At 65.6% G+C, this 15411-nt stretch carries 14 protein-coding genes and 1 pseudogene; 5 read left to right on the forward strand and 10 right to left on the reverse strand.

What is annotated here, in order from left to right; translation table 11 throughout:
* The first annotated feature begins 6 nt into the window (after positions 1-6).
* The gene (locus tag ABW18_RS05840) at positions 7-201 is read left to right on the forward strand and encodes a YbdD/YjiX family protein (protein ID WP_049697979.1); all 195 of its coding nucleotides are present in this window, start codon (positions 7-9) and stop codon (positions 199-201) included.
* Between the two features lie 105 nt (positions 202-306).
* Here ABW18_RS05840 and ABW18_RS05845 read toward each other — a convergent pair whose 3' ends face one another.
* Together ABW18_RS05845 and ABW18_RS05850 are read right to left on the reverse strand one after the other, a co-directional pair.
* Positions 307-1071 (reverse strand): alpha/beta fold hydrolase, encoded by a 765-nt coding sequence (locus tag ABW18_RS05845; protein WP_049697980.1) that lies wholly within the window; start codon positions 1069-1071, stop codon positions 307-309.
* Positions 1072-1145: 74 nt separating this feature from the next.
* A complete protein-coding gene (locus ABW18_RS05850) occupies positions 1146-2687 on the reverse strand; it encodes an ABC-F family ATP-binding cassette domain-containing protein (RefSeq protein ID WP_049697981.1) in 1542 nt (513 codons plus the stop codon).
* Between the two features lie 231 nt (positions 2688-2918).
* Here ABW18_RS05850 and ABW18_RS05855 point away from each other — a divergent pair, with 231 nt between their 5' ends.
* Positions 2919-3920 (forward strand): enoyl-CoA hydratase/isomerase family protein, encoded by a 1002-nt coding sequence (locus tag ABW18_RS05855; RefSeq protein WP_049697982.1) that lies wholly within the window; start codon positions 2919-2921, stop codon positions 3918-3920.
* A gap of 5 nt (positions 3921-3925) precedes the next feature.
* Here the strand turns inward: ABW18_RS05855 and ABW18_RS05860 are convergent, their stop codons facing one another.
* The 4 genes from ABW18_RS05860 to ABW18_RS05875 form a co-directional block, all read right to left on the reverse strand.
* A complete protein-coding gene (locus ABW18_RS05860; protein ID WP_235434294.1) occupies positions 3926-4798 on the reverse strand; it encodes a hypothetical protein in 873 nt (290 codons plus the stop codon).
* A gap of 15 nt (positions 4799-4813) precedes the next feature.
* On the reverse strand, positions 4814-6424 hold the full coding sequence (locus ABW18_RS05865; protein ID WP_049697983.1) for a peptide chain release factor 3: 1611 nt from the start codon (positions 6422-6424) through the stop codon (positions 4814-4816).
* Positions 6425-6494: 70 nt separating this feature from the next.
* Positions 6495-7511: a beta-ketoacyl-ACP synthase III gene (locus ABW18_RS05870; RefSeq protein ID WP_049697984.1), complete on the reverse strand. Its 1017-nt coding sequence runs from the start codon at positions 7509-7511 to the stop codon at positions 6495-6497.
* Between the two features lie 50 nt (positions 7512-7561).
* Positions 7562-8263 (reverse strand): PadR family transcriptional regulator, encoded by a 702-nt coding sequence (locus ABW18_RS05875; RefSeq protein WP_049697985.1) that lies wholly within the window; start codon positions 8261-8263, stop codon positions 7562-7564.
* A 254-nt stretch (positions 8264-8517) separates the two neighbouring features.
* Between ABW18_RS05875 and ABW18_RS05880 the strand changes: the two genes are divergently transcribed.
* Complete coding sequence (locus tag ABW18_RS05880) at positions 8518-9543, forward strand: ATP-binding cassette domain-containing protein (RefSeq protein ID WP_231895502.1); 1026 nt, start codon at positions 8518-8520, stop codon at positions 9541-9543.
* Entirely contained in the window at positions 9540-10301 is a 762-nt protein-coding gene (locus ABW18_RS05885; protein WP_049697986.1) for an ABC transporter permease, read from the forward strand. Before ABW18_RS05880 ends, ABW18_RS05885 begins: the two co-directional genes overlap by 4 nt.
* A gap of 60 nt (positions 10302-10361) precedes the next feature.
* Here ABW18_RS05885 and ABW18_RS05890 read toward each other — a convergent pair whose 3' ends face one another.
* The 4 genes and pseudogenes from ABW18_RS05890 to ABW18_RS05905 all read right to left on the reverse strand — a co-directional run bounded on the left by ABW18_RS05890 (position 10362) and on the right by ABW18_RS05905 (position 14716).
* Positions 10362-11432 carry a beta-ketoacyl-ACP synthase 3 gene (locus tag ABW18_RS05890; RefSeq protein ID WP_152930013.1) on the reverse strand — a complete coding sequence of 357 codons (1071 nt, stop codon included), beginning with the start codon at positions 11430-11432 and terminating at the stop codon, positions 10362-10364.
* A gap of 113 nt (positions 11433-11545) precedes the next feature.
* Positions 11546-13379: pseudogene (locus ABW18_RS05895) on the reverse strand (SLC13 family permease).
* A gap of 93 nt (positions 13380-13472) precedes the next feature.
* Positions 13473-14039 carry an aminoacyl-tRNA hydrolase gene (pth, locus tag ABW18_RS05900; RefSeq protein ID WP_049697987.1) on the reverse strand — a complete coding sequence of 189 codons (567 nt, stop codon included), beginning with the start codon at positions 14037-14039 and terminating at the stop codon, positions 13473-13475.
* Positions 14040-14089: 50 nt separating this feature from the next.
* Entirely contained in the window at positions 14090-14716 is a 627-nt protein-coding gene (locus ABW18_RS05905; RefSeq protein WP_049697988.1) for a 50S ribosomal protein L25/general stress protein Ctc, read from the reverse strand.
* Positions 14717-14952: 236 nt separating this feature from the next.
* On the opposite strand from ABW18_RS05905, the gene ABW18_RS05910 reads away from it, so the two are divergent.
* A complete protein-coding gene (locus ABW18_RS05910) occupies positions 14953-15408 on the forward strand; it encodes a limonene-1,2-epoxide hydrolase family protein (protein WP_049698118.1) in 456 nt (151 codons plus the stop codon).
* The last annotated feature ends 3 nt before the right edge of the window (positions 15409-15411 follow it).

Consider the following 15411-nt stretch of genomic DNA (forward strand, 5'->3'; position numbering starts at 1 on the left):
GATGACATGAAGACCGGCCTCACCCACGCCCTGACCTCGGTGCGCTGGTACGTGCAGAGCGTCATGGGCGATCGAGACTACGACCGCTACCTCGCACACCACGCATCGGAGCACGGCGCGTCGGCTCCATTGACCGAGCGCGAGTACTGGCGACAACGCTTCGCCGACCAGGACCGCAACCCGCAGGGGCGGTGCTGCTAGGCGGAGATGGGGAGCCGGCCCCAAATGTGTGTCCAATTGAAGGATGTGGGTGCTGCAGCAGCCACATCTTTCGATACGACACACATTTAGGGCCGGGGGGCTCGATCAGTGGAGCGGGGCCCGGTCAGCGGAGTCGACCGTGTCCGCGAAGTCGTCGATGAGCCCGGCGGTGAATTCCGGCTGGATCAGTGGGAACAGGTGCATGGCCCGCGGTACGACGACGAGGTGTCCGTCGGCCGCGGTCTCGACGAACCTCTTCTCGTGCAGCCGGAACTGGTCCCACGCGCCGTTCGCGAACAGCGTCGGTCCGGGATAGGCCGCGAGGGCGGCGAGGGCGTCGAAGTGGAGCACCGCGTCGACGACGTCGCGGATCGAATGCAGCGCGAGGCCGCCTGCCTCCATGTCGTCGGACACCTCTCGGCCGACGGCGATGCGCGTCAGAACCCTGCTGACCTGGGCGGCTTCGGACGGAAGGACGCTGGTCGCCGCGCCGAAGAGGCGAAACGGCGCGGCGAGCAGGCCACTCGGCTGCGCGGTTGCACACAGCACACCGAGGCCTGCGACGCGGTCGGGATGTCTCGCAGCCGTCGCCATTGCGACGTAGCCGCCCATCGACATACCGACGACCAGCGCTGAGCCGCCGACCGAGTCGATCGCGTCGCTCACCGCGACGACGGCTCCGTCCAACGTGAACGTCTCATCGGCGCGTGAACCGTGGCCGGGCATGTCGGGGCACACCACCTCACGGTCGGCGAGCGAGCCGGCCACGCGTCGAAAGGTCTGTCCGCTCACGCGCAATCCGTGCACCAGAACGATCGGTGTGCGTGCTGTGGTGGGGGGAAAGTCGGTGGCAGCGCTGTCGGTGCTCATCGAAAGTCAGTATCCACAAAGAGTTGCGTGGGATCCACAGGTACAAAAATGCCCCCGTGGATCCCACGCAACTTTCACCCGAGCGTGACCTCGCGGTCGATTCCGACCTCGTCGCGGAAACCCGCGTCATGCGAGACGAGCAGCAGCGCGCCCGACCAGTCCCGTAGCGCCGTGACCAACTCCTCGACGGTGTCGATGTCCAGGTTGTTGGTCGGCTCGTCCATGATGAGGAGCTTGGGATCGGGGTCGACGAGTAGCGCATCCGCCAACGCGACGCGAAGCCGTTCGCCGCCGGAGAGTTCGTCGAGGCGCCGATCGCCACGTGAGCCGCGGAACAGGAATCGCGCGAGATGAGCTCGCACATCCTGACCGTCGACTTCTGGGTGCCGCTTGCCGACGAATTCGACGACGGTCTGCGCCGGATCGTCGAACGAGATCTGTTGCGGCACATATGCGTAAGGAACGACGATGCGCTCGTTGTCGATGAGGTCGGCGATCAGGGTGGTCTTGCCGGAGCCGTTGCGTCCGGTGAGTGCAACGCGTTCTGGGCCGTCCATTCGTAGCCGATCGTCGACGATCACCTGAGCCGAACTGCCAAGTGCCACATCCGGCATGGTGATCCGCGCGCCCCGATCGGAGCGCACGTCGTCGCGGACGGACTCGAGCCGTCCGGCGGCGGCGGTCACGTCGTCGCGGTGCTCGTTGCGGAAGCGTCCGGCCGACTTCTCGGCGGCGTCGCGTCGGAGATGCGCGATGATCTTGGGGACACGCTTCTCCCGTTCGGCCTTGGCCGCGGTCCGTGCTCGTCGGTCGAGGGCGATCTGCGCGTTCACCATCTCCCGACGCTGCTTGCGAAGATCGTTGGCGGCGTTGGCAACTGCGGCCTGCGCCGTCGCCTGTTCAGACTCGACCACCTCGCGATAGAACGAATAGGGGCCACCGAACACGCGCACGTCGCCGTGATACAGCTCGAGTGTGGCGTCGACGCGTTCGAGGAGCTCGAGATCGTGGGAGACGACGAGTACGGTTCCCGCGAATCTGTCGATCAGCTCGAAAACCCTGGCCCGGGAATCGGTGTCGAGATTGTTGGTGGGCTCGTCGAGCAGCAGTACCGCCGGCGAGTGCACGATCTGCGACACGATCGCGAGCAGCGTCGCCTCGCCACCGGACAGTGTTCCGACCGACCTGTCGAGGTCGGTGGGCAGCCCCAGCGCCGCCAGTTCGGAGGTCGCGCGCGCCTCGATGTCCCAGTCGTCACCGACGGCATCGAAGTGTGCGCCGTCGACAGAGCCTGCTTCGATTGCGCTGATCGCGGCCCTGATCGGCTCGATCCCCAACGCCGACGCGATGGTCAGCGAGGTGTCGGAGAAGGCGTGTTGGGGAACGAGCGAGACCTCGCCGGTGGTGGCGATACTTCCCGATGTCGGTACGAGCTGGCCCGCGATCAGCCGCAGTAGCGTCGTCTTTCCTGCGCCGTTGGCGCCGACCAGCGAATACACAGCGCGTGGAACCGAGAACGAGAGCTCGTCGAATACCGGTGTCCCGTCCGGCCAGCTATACGAGACGTCCGAGAGCGTGATCGACGGTGCGAGATCGACGGATGACGGTGTGGACATGAACAACTCCGAGAGATTGGTGGGTGCGTACGGCGTCGGATCGACGCGGTCGCGCTGAATGCCAATCTCAGATGTTCATGTCTGTCAGATCACCCCTGTGCTCATCGAAGAATGGTGCCGCACATCGTGCGAACCCAATCAACCATAACTCCGACGACCGACCCCCTGTCAACAGAGTTGTGTTCGCCAGCCGATGGAGTCGGTGTTCGACGACGCGCTACCGTGAAACGCATGTCCTTCATCCGAACTCAGGTCGGCAACGGCGTCGGTGAGATCATCCTCGACCGTCCCAAGGCACTCAATGCGCTCGATCAGACGATGATCGACGACATGCACGACGTCCTCGGGCGTTGGGGCGACGACGATTCGATCGAGACGGTGTTGGTGACCTCCGCGAGCGATCGCGCTTTCTGCGCGGGCGGCGACATCCGGGCGATCCGCGAGCATGCCGTCGCTGGTGAGTACGACGAGATCCGAAACTACTTCGCCGCAGAGTATCGACTCGATCAGATGATCGCGCACTATCCCAAAGCGTACGTCGCGCTGATCGACGGAGTGGCGATGGGTGGCGGACTCGGGATCAGCGTGCACGGCGAGGTTCGCGTCGTCACCGAGAACTCGCTGATGGCCATGCCCGAGACCGCGATCGGATTCTTTCCCGACATCGGCGCAACCTACTTTCTGCCTCGCCTGCCGCGTGGTGTCGGAATGTGGTTGGGGCTCACCGGTTCGCGCGTGCGTGGTGCCGAGGCCGTACACCTGGGGCTTGCCACTCACTTCGTGCCAGCGGCCGAGCTGGAAGCCGTCGCAGACGCGCTGCGCGCCGGCGAGTCGCTCGTCGACATCCTCGGTGGCAGAAGCGAATTGCCCGTCTCCGATATCCCGATCGCCACGATTGGCGAGTACTTCGGCGACGACAACGTCGCCGCGATCCTCGGTGGGTTACGCGGCGCAGCAGGCGATGACTGGGCCGCGGAGATGGTCGAACTCCTCGAAGGTGCGTCGCCGACGAGCCTGTGGGTGACCGCAGCGCTTCTCGACGTGGGCCGCGATTCGACGCTCGACGAGTGCTTCGACCGCGAATTGCACGCGGCGACAACGATCACGAAGACCAACGACTTCTCCGAGGGCGTGCGAGCGATGCTCGTCGACAAGGATCGCAGCCCGTCCTTCGAGCCGTCGACCGTCGACGCTGTCGATCAGTCTGTGGTCGCCTCGATTGTCGAGGACTGAGCCGATCACGGCTGCAGGTCGAACCATCCGGTGAGGCTTGTCGGGCGCTCGGGCTGCGCGCCCGGTGTCGGTGCGGCAGCAGTCGTCGGTGCGCCCGGCGTCGGTGCGGCAGCAGGCGCCGCGCTGTCGTCGTCGACGGGCACATCGTCGTTCGGATCGAGCGGATTCTGTTCGGACACAATCGTTTCGGGGCAGTCGAATGATCCTGCGGCCCGCTTCGATGACATCGCGGTCAGCGTCAGCCTGCACGCCGTCGACGACCTGTAGGTCCCCTTCTCCGACAGTCCGACGGTGGCGTTGATCGGTGTGGTCAGGGGGCCAACCGGCGGGCGTGGACCATCGGTTGGCGGTAGGTGTTCGCCGGTCAGCGCGCCCACCGGGAATTCGATCTGTGCGCCCTCGGTGCCGTCGCCCTTGAACACGAACAGCAGGGAGTCGGGCGGGACATCGGGCGTCGGCTCACCCCAGCGGCCGAACTCGTAACATGTTGGGGCAGGCGACATTTGCTGCGCAGTCGGGCTGGCGGGTGCGACCACCTGCCCGTCCGCCCCTACCTGTCCATCCACGCCCACCTGCCCGCCAACGGCGGGCTGGCCCGTCGATGCCGTGAGTTGTCGCGGCGAGATCAGGACGTGTCCCCGGGTGAATCTCAGGTCGGAGCCCTGCCGGTCGATGGGTCCAGACGGGGGCTTCTCGGCGCAGCGCGCCGGATCCTGTTGCGCGGAGACGGTTGGCGTTGCTGACGACGACTGCGCCGCACGCGTTACCGACGTCGAGTCGGCGCACGCCGAGGTGATCGATGTGAGCGCGGCAGCGACCGCGAGCAGCGCGCAGATCCGCAGCGTGCTCGAGCGGCGTGCGGTCGATCGTCCGATCACGTCAGCCCGCCCTGGTCAATCAGCCGTTGCGACAAGCGGTTCGAGCGTCAGGTCGCCGTGTTCCTTCTCGATGTACTGCAGTCGCCATTTGTCGCTGAACAGAGCGAGGATCGCGCCGTCGGTCCGCGTGAACACCTCGACGCCGCGCTGGCGGTTGAGTTCTGACGCGCTGTCGGCGTCGGTGCGTCGGGCGAGGCTGTACCCGAGCGGCTCGATCACGGTGTCGACGTTGAACTCCGTCTTCATCCGTGCGGTGACCACCTCGAACTGCATCGGTCCGACGGCGGCCAGCACGGGAGACGCGTCTCCGCGGGTCTCGTTGCGCAACACCTGCACCACGCCCTCGCTGTCGAGCTGATCCATGGCCTTGCGGAACTGCTTGTACTTGTCCGCGGTGGTGACGCGGAGCGTCGAAAAGTGTTCTGGCGCAAAGGAAGGGATGGGCGGGTACTGGATGCGTGGGCCGTCGTAGAGGGTGTCGCCCGGTGCGAGTGCCGTCGCGTTGACGAGGCCGACGACGTCGCCGGGGTAGGCGGTGTCGACCGTCGAGCGGTCGCGGCCGACGACGGTGTGAGCGTACTTGGTGGCGAACGGTTTTCCGGTCTGCGCGTGGGTGACGACCATGCCGCGTTCGAATTCGCCGCTCACGATGCGCATGAAGGCCAACCGGTCGCGGTGGCTGGAGTCCATGCCTGCCTGGACCTTGAACACGACGGCGCTGAACGGATCGGTGACCTCGCGTTCGGTCCCGTCGATGCCGGTGCGACCCGACGGTGCGGGTGCGAGCTCGACGAGCGCGTCGAGCAATTGGCGGACACCGAAATTCAGCATCGCCGAGGCGAAGATCATCGGCGACGTCTGGCCTGCGAGGAAGAGTTCCTCGTCGTGATCCTGGCCCATCTCGGAGAGGAGTTCACTCTCTTCGACGGCCGCGATCCAGGCGTCGCCCTCGCGCTCGAGAGCGGCGTCGGGGTCGAGCAGTTCTTCCGGCGCGATCTTGGCTCCACCGGCGGTGCGGGTGAAGTGGATGTACTCGCCGGTGCGGCGGTCGAGGAGCCCGCGGAAATCGCCCGCGATGCCGACGGGCAGGAACAGCGGGGTGGGGATCAAGCCTATGCGTTCGCTGATCTCGTCGATGAGCTCCAACGGGGTGCGGCCGGGGCGGTCCCATTTGTTGATGACGGTGATGACCGGGATGCCTCGATGGCGACACACCTGGAACAGCTTGAGCGTCTGGGGCTCGAGCCCCTTGGCGGCGTCGATGAGCATGACTGCGGCGTCGACCGCGGTCAGCACTCGGTAGGTGTCCTCGGAGAAGTCGGCGTGACCGGGGGTGTCGACGAGGTTGATGACCGCGCCGGGGCCGTCGGTGCCCTCGAGGGCGTAGTTGAACTGCAGGGCGGTCGAGCTGACGGAGATTCCGCGAGCTTTCTCCATCTCCATCCAGTCCGACACCGTCGACTTGCGGCCGGCCTTGCCGTGGATGGCACCAGCCTCGCTGATCACGTGCGCGTGCAACGCCAGTGCCTCGGTCATCGTCGACTTACCCGCGTCAGGGTGGGAGATGATGGCGAAGGTACGTCGACGCTGGGCCTCGAGCCGCAGCTCACGCGCGTCAGAACTCACCAGACGAGGCTACTAGCCGGGCGAGCGTCGGAGCAAAACGCTCGACGCTGCCCGACGGTCAGGTCAGCCGCTACTCGAACGGGACCGGCGGCATCTTGACCACCTGTGCCGCGTAGCTGAGGCCCGCGCCGTAGCCGAGCAGCAGGGCGGTGTCGCCCGGCTTGGCCTTGCCGGTGGAGAGCAGATCTTCCATGGCCAGCGGGATCGACGCCGCCGACGTGTTGCCGGTGTACTCGATGTCGTTGGCCACGGGGGTGCCCTCGGGCAGATGCAGTGTCTTCGCGAGCAGATCGTTGATGCGGGTGTTGGCCTGATGGGGGACGAAGACGTCGAGGTCTTCGGCGCCGATCTTCGCTGCGTCGAGCGCGCGCTGCGCCACCTTGCCCATTTCGAAAGCGGCCCAACGGAATACCGCGGTGCCCTGCAGGCGCACGTAGGGCCGCTGCACCCGGTCGCCGTCGAGGAAGGTCACCCAGTCGATGTCTTGACGAATCGCGTCGTATTGGCTGCCGTCGCTACCCCAGATCACGGGTCCGAGTTGCTGGTCCTCGGTGGGGCCGACGACGACGGCGCCGGCGCCGTCGCCGAAGATGAAGCAGTTGGTGCGGTCGGTCATGTCGAGGGTCACGGACAACTGCTCGGCGCCGATGACGAGGACGTGCGTCGCGCTGCCGCCGCGCACCATGTCGGCGGCGAGTGCCATCCCATAACCGAATCCGGCGCAGCCGACGGTGACGTCGAACGCGGGGACACCGTTCGCGCCGAGTTCGGTGGCGACCTTCGTGGCGCCTGCAGGCGTCATGAGCAGATGGGTGTTGGTCGCGAGGATGACGGCGTCGATGTCGGAGCCGGAAAGCAGAGCATTGGCGATCGCCGTGCGCCCGGCCTTGATGCCCATCTCCACGACGTCCTCGTCGCGGCGCGCGAAGCGTCGGGTTTTGATGCCGGTCCGCGTGTAGATCCACTCGTCGGAGGAATCGATGTGCTCGCAGATCTCGTCGTTGGTGACGACGCGCTCGGGGCGGTACGCACCGATGCCGAGCATGCCGATGTTGTTGACGCCCGATGTGTCCGCGATCTCTGCCATGATCTTCCTTCCGTTATGCGACCCGACATAGACCGTCTCACATCGCGGAGCTACTCGGAAGTACCGATGCGCGAGGAGGGGACATCGTGGCCGGGCTGACCTTCGAGAATGCGCCTGTAGTCAGTGCGGTCTGCGGTCATCTGGTGCCCGGGATCGTCGGGCGGTGGCGTCCAGTCGGCGTTCTCCAGGAACGACAGCTTCCCCTCGTGCACGTCGGCGATGACGTCGGTGAGCCAGTCCGCCTCGGCCTGCGCGAGACGCAACCACAGGCGAGCGCCCTCCATGGCATGTGGTGGAGCGTAGGGGTTGGCGCCGGGTTCGGTGTCCGCGCTGTATTCGCGTATGACCTCCCTCAGCGTCACCAAACGCTGCTGCAGCAGCGTCGTCGCATGGTCGTCGCCGAGGAGTGGCAGGAGATTGAACGCCGCTTGGAACGCGCTGCGGTCGAAGACGTCGACGCCGATCATCGCGCGCTCGATCATGCTGTGCAGCCTGGCCCGACCCGACTCCGTGATCTCGTAGACGCTGACCTCGCGCGAGCCGTCGGAGACCTCGCGGCGTGTGAGATCGCCTGAGTCGCTGAGCTTTCCGAGCGCGTGGTAGATCGAGCCCGGATTCACGTTGGCCCACTTGTCGACCTGCCACGACAACAGTTCGCGGCGGATCTGATAGCCGTTGACCGGCCCCAAGATGCCGACGACGCCGAGCAGGAGTAGCGGCGTCGTCGGTGGGATGGGTGGCGTGGAAGCCATGACCTGACAGTAATGCGTCGAGAAAGATTTCGAATCGAGGGCAGGGGTTGTCCGCATTTCGATGAATCATCGACGCGTAGGTGATCAGTACACGCAGACAGTCACGACGACGCCGTCGGGTTTCAGGGGCCTTTCGACGACTACTTCTGCGACGAAGTGAGCATCTAGTCAACTTTGACTAGATGGCTTATATTCAAATTTGAACACGATGCGTGAGCGGCTCACTCGACGTTCACACAGAGAGGGGACGAGCTGTGACACCGACGACGATCCAAGCGCGAGGTCTGGTGCAGACCTTCACGACGGGGCGAGGCAAGAACAAACGCGAGGTGCGGGCCGTCGACGGCGTCGACCTCGATATTCACGAGGGTGAGGTGGTCGGATTTCTCGGCCCCAACGGAGCGGGGAAGACGACCACGCTGCGCATGTTGACGACGTTGCTGCGGCCAACCGCCGGAACCGCGACCGTCAACGGATACGACGTCGTGCGCGAGTCGGTGATGGTCCGTCGCAGCATCGGCTACGTGTCACAGGCGGGTGGAACGTTCAGCCAGGCCAGAGCGGGCGACGAGGTGGTCGACCACGGGATGCTCTACGGACTCTCACACGCCGACGCCACTCGACGCGGGCACGAACTGTTCTCCCGACTGCAACTCGACGGACTGTGGGAACGGCAGCCCAAGAACATGTCGGGCGGTCAGAAACGACGCCTCGACATCGCGATGGGCCTGATCCACGATCCCTCGCTGGTCTTCCTCGACGAACCGACCACCGGCCTCGACCCGCAGGCGAGAGCGAACCTCTGGGACCACATCAGCAGGCTGCGCTCCGAGCGTGGCGCCACGGTCTTCCTCACCACGCACTACCTCGACGAGGCCGACGAACTCTCCGACCGCATCCTCATCATCGACAACGGCAAGATCGTCGCGGCCGACACCGCGCAGAACCTCAAAGATCAGGTGTCGGGCGACCTCGTCGACCTCGAGGTCCACATGGCAGCCGAGGTCGACATCGCCGCGGATCGTCTACGACGCATCGCCAACTCCGTCGAGACCGATGGCCGCCACGTGCGCGGACGTGTGCGGCACGCGGGACGCGAGATACCGGGACTGCTCCGCGAACTCGACGCCTCGGGCATCGCGCTCGACAGCATCGAGGTGCTGCGACCCACCCTCGACGACGTCTTCCTCACGATGACCGGGCGTTCGCTGCGCGACGCGCAAAGCGGGACCGAAAACGCCGCACTCGAAGAACTCGACAACGAAGGAGCCATCCGATGAACTTCCTCCGCGACTCCACCATCGTGTTCCGTCGACAGATCCGGATGAATCTGCGCAACCCGGCCTGGGTGCTGATCGGGGTGCTGCAACCCGTGCTCTATCTGGTGCTCTTCGGCCCGCTGCTCAAACCGATCGTCGACCAATTTCCCGGCGGCGCCGACAACGCCTACACGTTCCTGGTGCCGGGACTTCTCGTGCAACTCGGGTTCTTCGGCGCGATGTTCGCCGGGTTCAGTCTGATCGGCGAGTGGCGCGAAGGCGTCGTCGAGGCCGAACGCGTGACGCCCGCGAGCCGCTCCGCACTGCTGACCGGTCGGCTCATGCGCGACGTGCTGCAGTTGTTCGTCCAGGCGCTGATCCTGGTGTTCCTCGGCTACGCCATGGGCATGCGTGGATCCGTCAGCGGCGCGATCGTCGGCATCGCCATCACGCTGCTGATCGGCGCAGCGTGCGCCGCGGCGTCGAATGCGCTTGCCCTGACCGCCAAGAGTGAAGACGTCATGGCGCCGGTCATCAACATGGTGATGATGCCGGTGCTGTTGCTGTCGGGAATCCTGCTGCCGATGACGCTCGGACCGATGTGGCTGCAACGGGCCAGCGACTTCATGCCGTTCCGCTGGATCGTCGACGCCGTCCGCAGCAGCTTCGTCGGAGGCGTCGCGACATCGACGGTCGCGTGGGGTCTGCTCACCGCCATCGCGCTCGCGTTTCTCGGAACATGGTGGGGCACAGCGGTCTTCCGCAAGGAAAACGCGTAGCGGTTCTAACCCAGGTCGTCGAAGCTGCTCACCTTGGGTGCCGGGGGAAGCGTCACGGTGCTACCCGAGGTCGTCGAAGCTGCTCACCTTCGGCGCCGGGGGCAGCGTCACGACGGCCCCGGCGTAGGAGAGGCCAGCGCCGAACCCGAGCAGCAGCGCGGTCTGTCCGCCCTTGGCCTTGCCGGTGGCCAGCATCTCTTCCATCGCGAGCGGGATCGACGCCGCCGACGTGTTGCCGGTGTTCTCGATGTCGTTGGCCATCGGTAGGTCGTCGGGGAAGCCCAGGTTCTTCTTCATCAAGTCGTTGATCCGGGCGTTCGCCTGGTGGGGGACGAACACCTCGATGTCGTCGAGTCCGATGCCGGACCTCTCGATCACCGACGACAACGCCTTGGGCAGTGTGATTGCCGCCCAGCGGAATACGCGCGAACCCTCCATGGTGACCACCATGCGGCCGACAGGCTCGGTCTCCGGATCCTTGTGCTGGTATTCCTGAGCGCGATCCATGTACTCGGGGATGTCGTAGTTCTGGCCGATCGCCTCGGCGTTCTCGCCGTCAGAACCCCAGACGGTCGGGGAGATCCCGTTCTCGTCGCTCGGTCCGACGACGACCGCACCGGCGCCGTCGCCGAAGATGAAGGCGGTGTTGCGGTCGGTGGGCTCCATGACGACCGACATCGTCTCGACGCCGACGACAAGTACGTACTCGGCCGAGCCCGCGCGCACGGTGTCGGCCGCGACGCCCAGGGCGTACCCGAAGCCGCCGCATCCCGCGGCGATGTCGTAGGCGGGAATCCCGTTGAGGCCGATGTCGTATGCCACGATCGGGCCGCCGTGCGGAATCTTGGTCTTCCAGCTGTTGGTGGCCAGGATCAGCGCACCGATCTTGTCCTTGTCGATCCCGGAGTTTTCGATGGCCCGCTCGGCTGCGGCGGCGGCCATCGACCGTGCCGACTCGTCGCCGCTGATCCACCGGCGATTACGGATGCCGCTGCGTTCGAAGATCCACTGATCCGAACTGTCGAGAACCTCGCACACCTCATCGTTGCTGACCAGGCGTTTTGGTCGGTACGCGCCGATGCCCAACATCGCTACGTTCTGATGGCCTGTGTTGGCGGCGATGACGGTCACGCGTACTTCCCTTCGACAAACGGATCACGCAGCGGATAGCCCTGCGCCCGAAAAGAGTGTAGGCCCCGCCACATCCGGTGACGAACAAGGCCGCTTCTCACGGCGCCTGCTCGTCAGCCGTTGATCGGCCAGAACACCGGGACCAGGGTCACGGTGACGACCAACCAGCAGACCATCAGGACGATCCCCAGCCGCCAATAGTCGCCGAAGCGGTATCCGCCCGGATTCATCACGATCATGTTGGCGGGAGTGGCGATAGGCGTCAGCAGGGAAGCGGCGGCAGCGACGCAGACCACCATGAGCACCGTTCGGGCGTCGACACCGACGTCGGCCGCGGCGACGAGCGCGATCGGTATGACGATCAGCGCGGTGGCGACGTTGGAGATGAACTGCCCGAGTACGGCGGTCAGCACGAACAGCATGGCCAGCAGCAGATACGCACTGTGTCCGGACACCAGGTCGACGATGGGTCGTGCGATCAATTCGGCACCGCCACTGCTCGTGATCGCCGCCGACATCGGGATCAGCGCGGCGATCAGGACGAGCGTCGCCCAGGGAACGGCACGGTATGCCTGCTCGCTCGACAGCACGCGGAACAGCACCATCGCACCCGCTCCGAGCAGACCCGCGACCACCGGCGGCACGGCCCCACTGGCCAGCAGCGCGATCGTCACCACCAGGATGACTGCCGCACGTGGAGCGCTTCGCCCGAGCGGAACCGTCTGCCGCCGAACGGTTTCCGACGATGCGACCACCAGAACGTCCTTGTCGTCGGCGAGAGCGTCGAGCGCGCCCCACGGGCCGTACACCAGTAGTGCGTCGCCTTCCTGCAGCGTCGACGCACGTGACGAGACGTCGTCGTTCTGCCTGCGCACCGACAACACGAGCAGCCCGTCTTCTGCGCGCACCATCCCGCCGAACGCCGGCCGCCCGATCCACGACGAGCGCGGTGGGATCACCAACTCACAGATTCCGTTGTCGCGGTTGATGAGACTGTCGCGCTGGCCGCTCATGCGCCTGCCGATGGTGTCCTCGACGGTGAGGTCGGTGTCCCGTGCGAGCGTCTCGACGGCGGTGCCCACACCGGAGACGACGAGTATGTCCGACGGTTCGAGCTTATGCGTCGAACTGAGTACGCGGCCACGTTCGGACTGTGCGGCGACCGTGTCGATCGCGTCGTCTGTGATGGCCGCGCGGACGGTCTTCCCGACGAGCGTCGACGCCGCTTTGACGTGCAGGCGAAAGGTGCGCACGCCGGTCGTCGCCAATCCCGACAATTCGTAATGCTCGACGACGTCGCGCTGATATCTGCTGAAATCCTCTGGCAGCGACTGTGATTCGCGACGCGGGATCAGCCGGTCGCCGACAAGCGCGATGACGACCAGTGTCACCACGACCAGGGGGACACCGATGAGGGAGAAGCCGAAGTAGCCGATCGAGGAACCGGTTTGCTCGGTGGCGGCTTCGTCGATGATGACGTTGACCGGACTGCCGCTCAGCGTGAGCAGTGAACCGGCGCTCGCGGCGAACGCGAGAGGGAGCAGTACGCGCGACGGTGACAGATGCCCGCCGCGCAACGGCGACACTGACCGGGACCAACGCCGCCGCCGCACCGTTGATCGTGATGAGTGGGCTCAACGCCGCGGCGAGAACCATGATGGCGGCAACCACCCTGGTGCGTGTGCGACCTGCGACGCGCGCCAGCACGCTGCCCAGCCATGCGGTGATTCCCGACGCCTCGAGTCCCTCGCTGACCACGAACAGGGCCGCGATGAAGGCGATGACGCTCTGACCGAGACCCGAGGTCAGTTCGTCGAACTGCACGAGTCCGAGGAAGTAGAGCGCCAGCGCCGACCCGATGGCGACGAGTCCGACCGGCAGCTTGTTGATGATGAACAACACGACCGTGACGCCGAGGACAATGAGGCTCAGGGCGGCGTCCGACATTTGACCATCGTTGCACCGAGAGTGCACTCATGCTGCGGTGTCGGGCAGTGCGTGCCGCTTCTCAGTCAGTGGCGGCGTCGTCGAATCGCGGTATCACCAGGTGTGGACGACGTTCTGCGCTGCCTCGAGACCCGAGGAGATCAGCGCCTCGGTGGCGTCGGCGCCGTGCTGGATGAGTAGTTCGACGTCGTCGCGTGCGGACGACGGAAAGGGTTTGAGCACGAAGTCGGCGGGATCCTGGCGGCCGGGCGGACGACCGATGCCCAGTCGGACGCGGTAGTAGTCACGCGATCCGAGTGCCTGGCTGATCGAGCGCAGCCCGTTGTGGCCGCCCTCGCCGCCGCCGAGTTTCAGGCGTACGGCACCGAAGTCGATGTCGAGTTCGTCGTGCAGTGCGATCAGATCCGACGGGCCGATCGAGTAGAACTTCGCGAGTGGGCCGATCTCGCGGCCGGTGGTGTTCATGTACGTGCGTGCACGTGCCACCAACACCGACTGGCCGGCGAGCGTGATGGGTGCCACCATTGCGCCGGAGCGCTTGTGCACCTTCCATCGCTCGCCGGCCGTCGTGACGAGATGGTCTGCGACCATCGCGCCGATGTTGTGACGCGTCCGCTCATACTTGGAACCGGGATTACCGAGTCCGACAACAAGTTTCATGATTCCTGTGTCATCAGTAGGTGCGGAGCGTCGGAGGAGGTGACGCCGAATTACTCGGCCTCGGCCTCAGCGGCGGCAGCGTCGGCGTCGGCCTGCTCCGCGTCGGTCTCTTCCTCGAGCTCTGCGGCGGTGGTCGCCTCGTTGACTGCGACGATGAGGGTCTCCGGGTCGGTGATGAGCTCGACGCCCTCGGGGAGGACCAGGTCCGACGCATGGACCGACGTGCCGACTTCCTTGCCCTCGACGTCGACGACGATCTGCTCGGGGATCGACAGTGCGTCGGCCTCGATCTCGACGGTGTTGGCGTCCTGGGTGACCAGGGTGCCGGGAGCGGCGTCGCCCTCGACGACGATGGTGACCTCGACGGTGACCTTCTCGCCGCGCTTGATGACGAGCAGGTCGACGTGCTCGATGTAGTTGCGGATCGGGTGGATGTCGATCTGCTTGGTCAGCGCGAGCTGGCTGGTTCCCTCGATGTCGAGGTCGAGGACGGCGTTGGTGCCGTTGTTACGCAGGATGGTGGCGAAATCGCGAGCCGGGAGGTTGAGGTGCTGCGGGTCGGTGCCGTGGCCGTACAGCACGGCGGGCACGTTGCCTGCGCGACGAGCGCGTCGAGCGGCGCCCTTGCCCTTTTCGGTGCGGGTGGTGACTGCCAGTGCGTTTGCCTGGGTTGCCATGTGACTCTCCTTGGTGGTTCGGCCGCGTCGGTGCGTGCAGCCGGGTGGTCGGTGCTCGGCGTTCCGTAGCGGTTCCGCAGGCCGACAATCCACGACCACCTGCGGAAACTCGAGTCCGCAAGGAGATGTGCGATGGTCGCGCCGATTACGGTGACTGCTCACCCTCGCCGAGACAACCCGTCAAGGATAGACGACGACCAGCGGTGAAGTCACATCGCGCACCGTACGGTGACACCATGACCTCCCGTACCCCTGATCGCGTCGTTACCGACTTCCTCGATGCTCTCGCCCGCGACGACAGTTCCGCAGCCATGGCAGATCTCGACGAGAACATCGTCTACACCAATGTCGGACTGCCGACGATCCGTGGCAAACGCAACGTCGCCAAGGTCTTTGGTGCCATGGACGCGTCGTCGTTCGCAGGCTTCGACTACGGGATCATCAACATCGCCACCGACGACACCGTGGTGCTCACCGAGCGGATCGACGAGATCCGGCTCGGTCCCGTACGTATCCGGTTCTGGGTGTGCGGGCGCTTCGAGATTCTCGACGGTGCGATCGCCGTGTGGCGCGACTACTTCGACTTCTGGGACATCACCAAGGGCTTCGTGCGTGGACTTGCGGGTGTCGTCGTTCCGTCGGCGGTGCAGTCGCTACCAGCGCGCAGGGTCGACGCCCCCGGGATCACCTAGTCC

Origin of the sequence: Gordonia jacobaea, from assembly GCF_001186365.1 — a bacterium.
GTDB classification, from domain to species: domain Bacteria; phylum Actinomycetota; class Actinomycetes; order Mycobacteriales; family Mycobacteriaceae; genus Gordonia; species Gordonia jacobaea.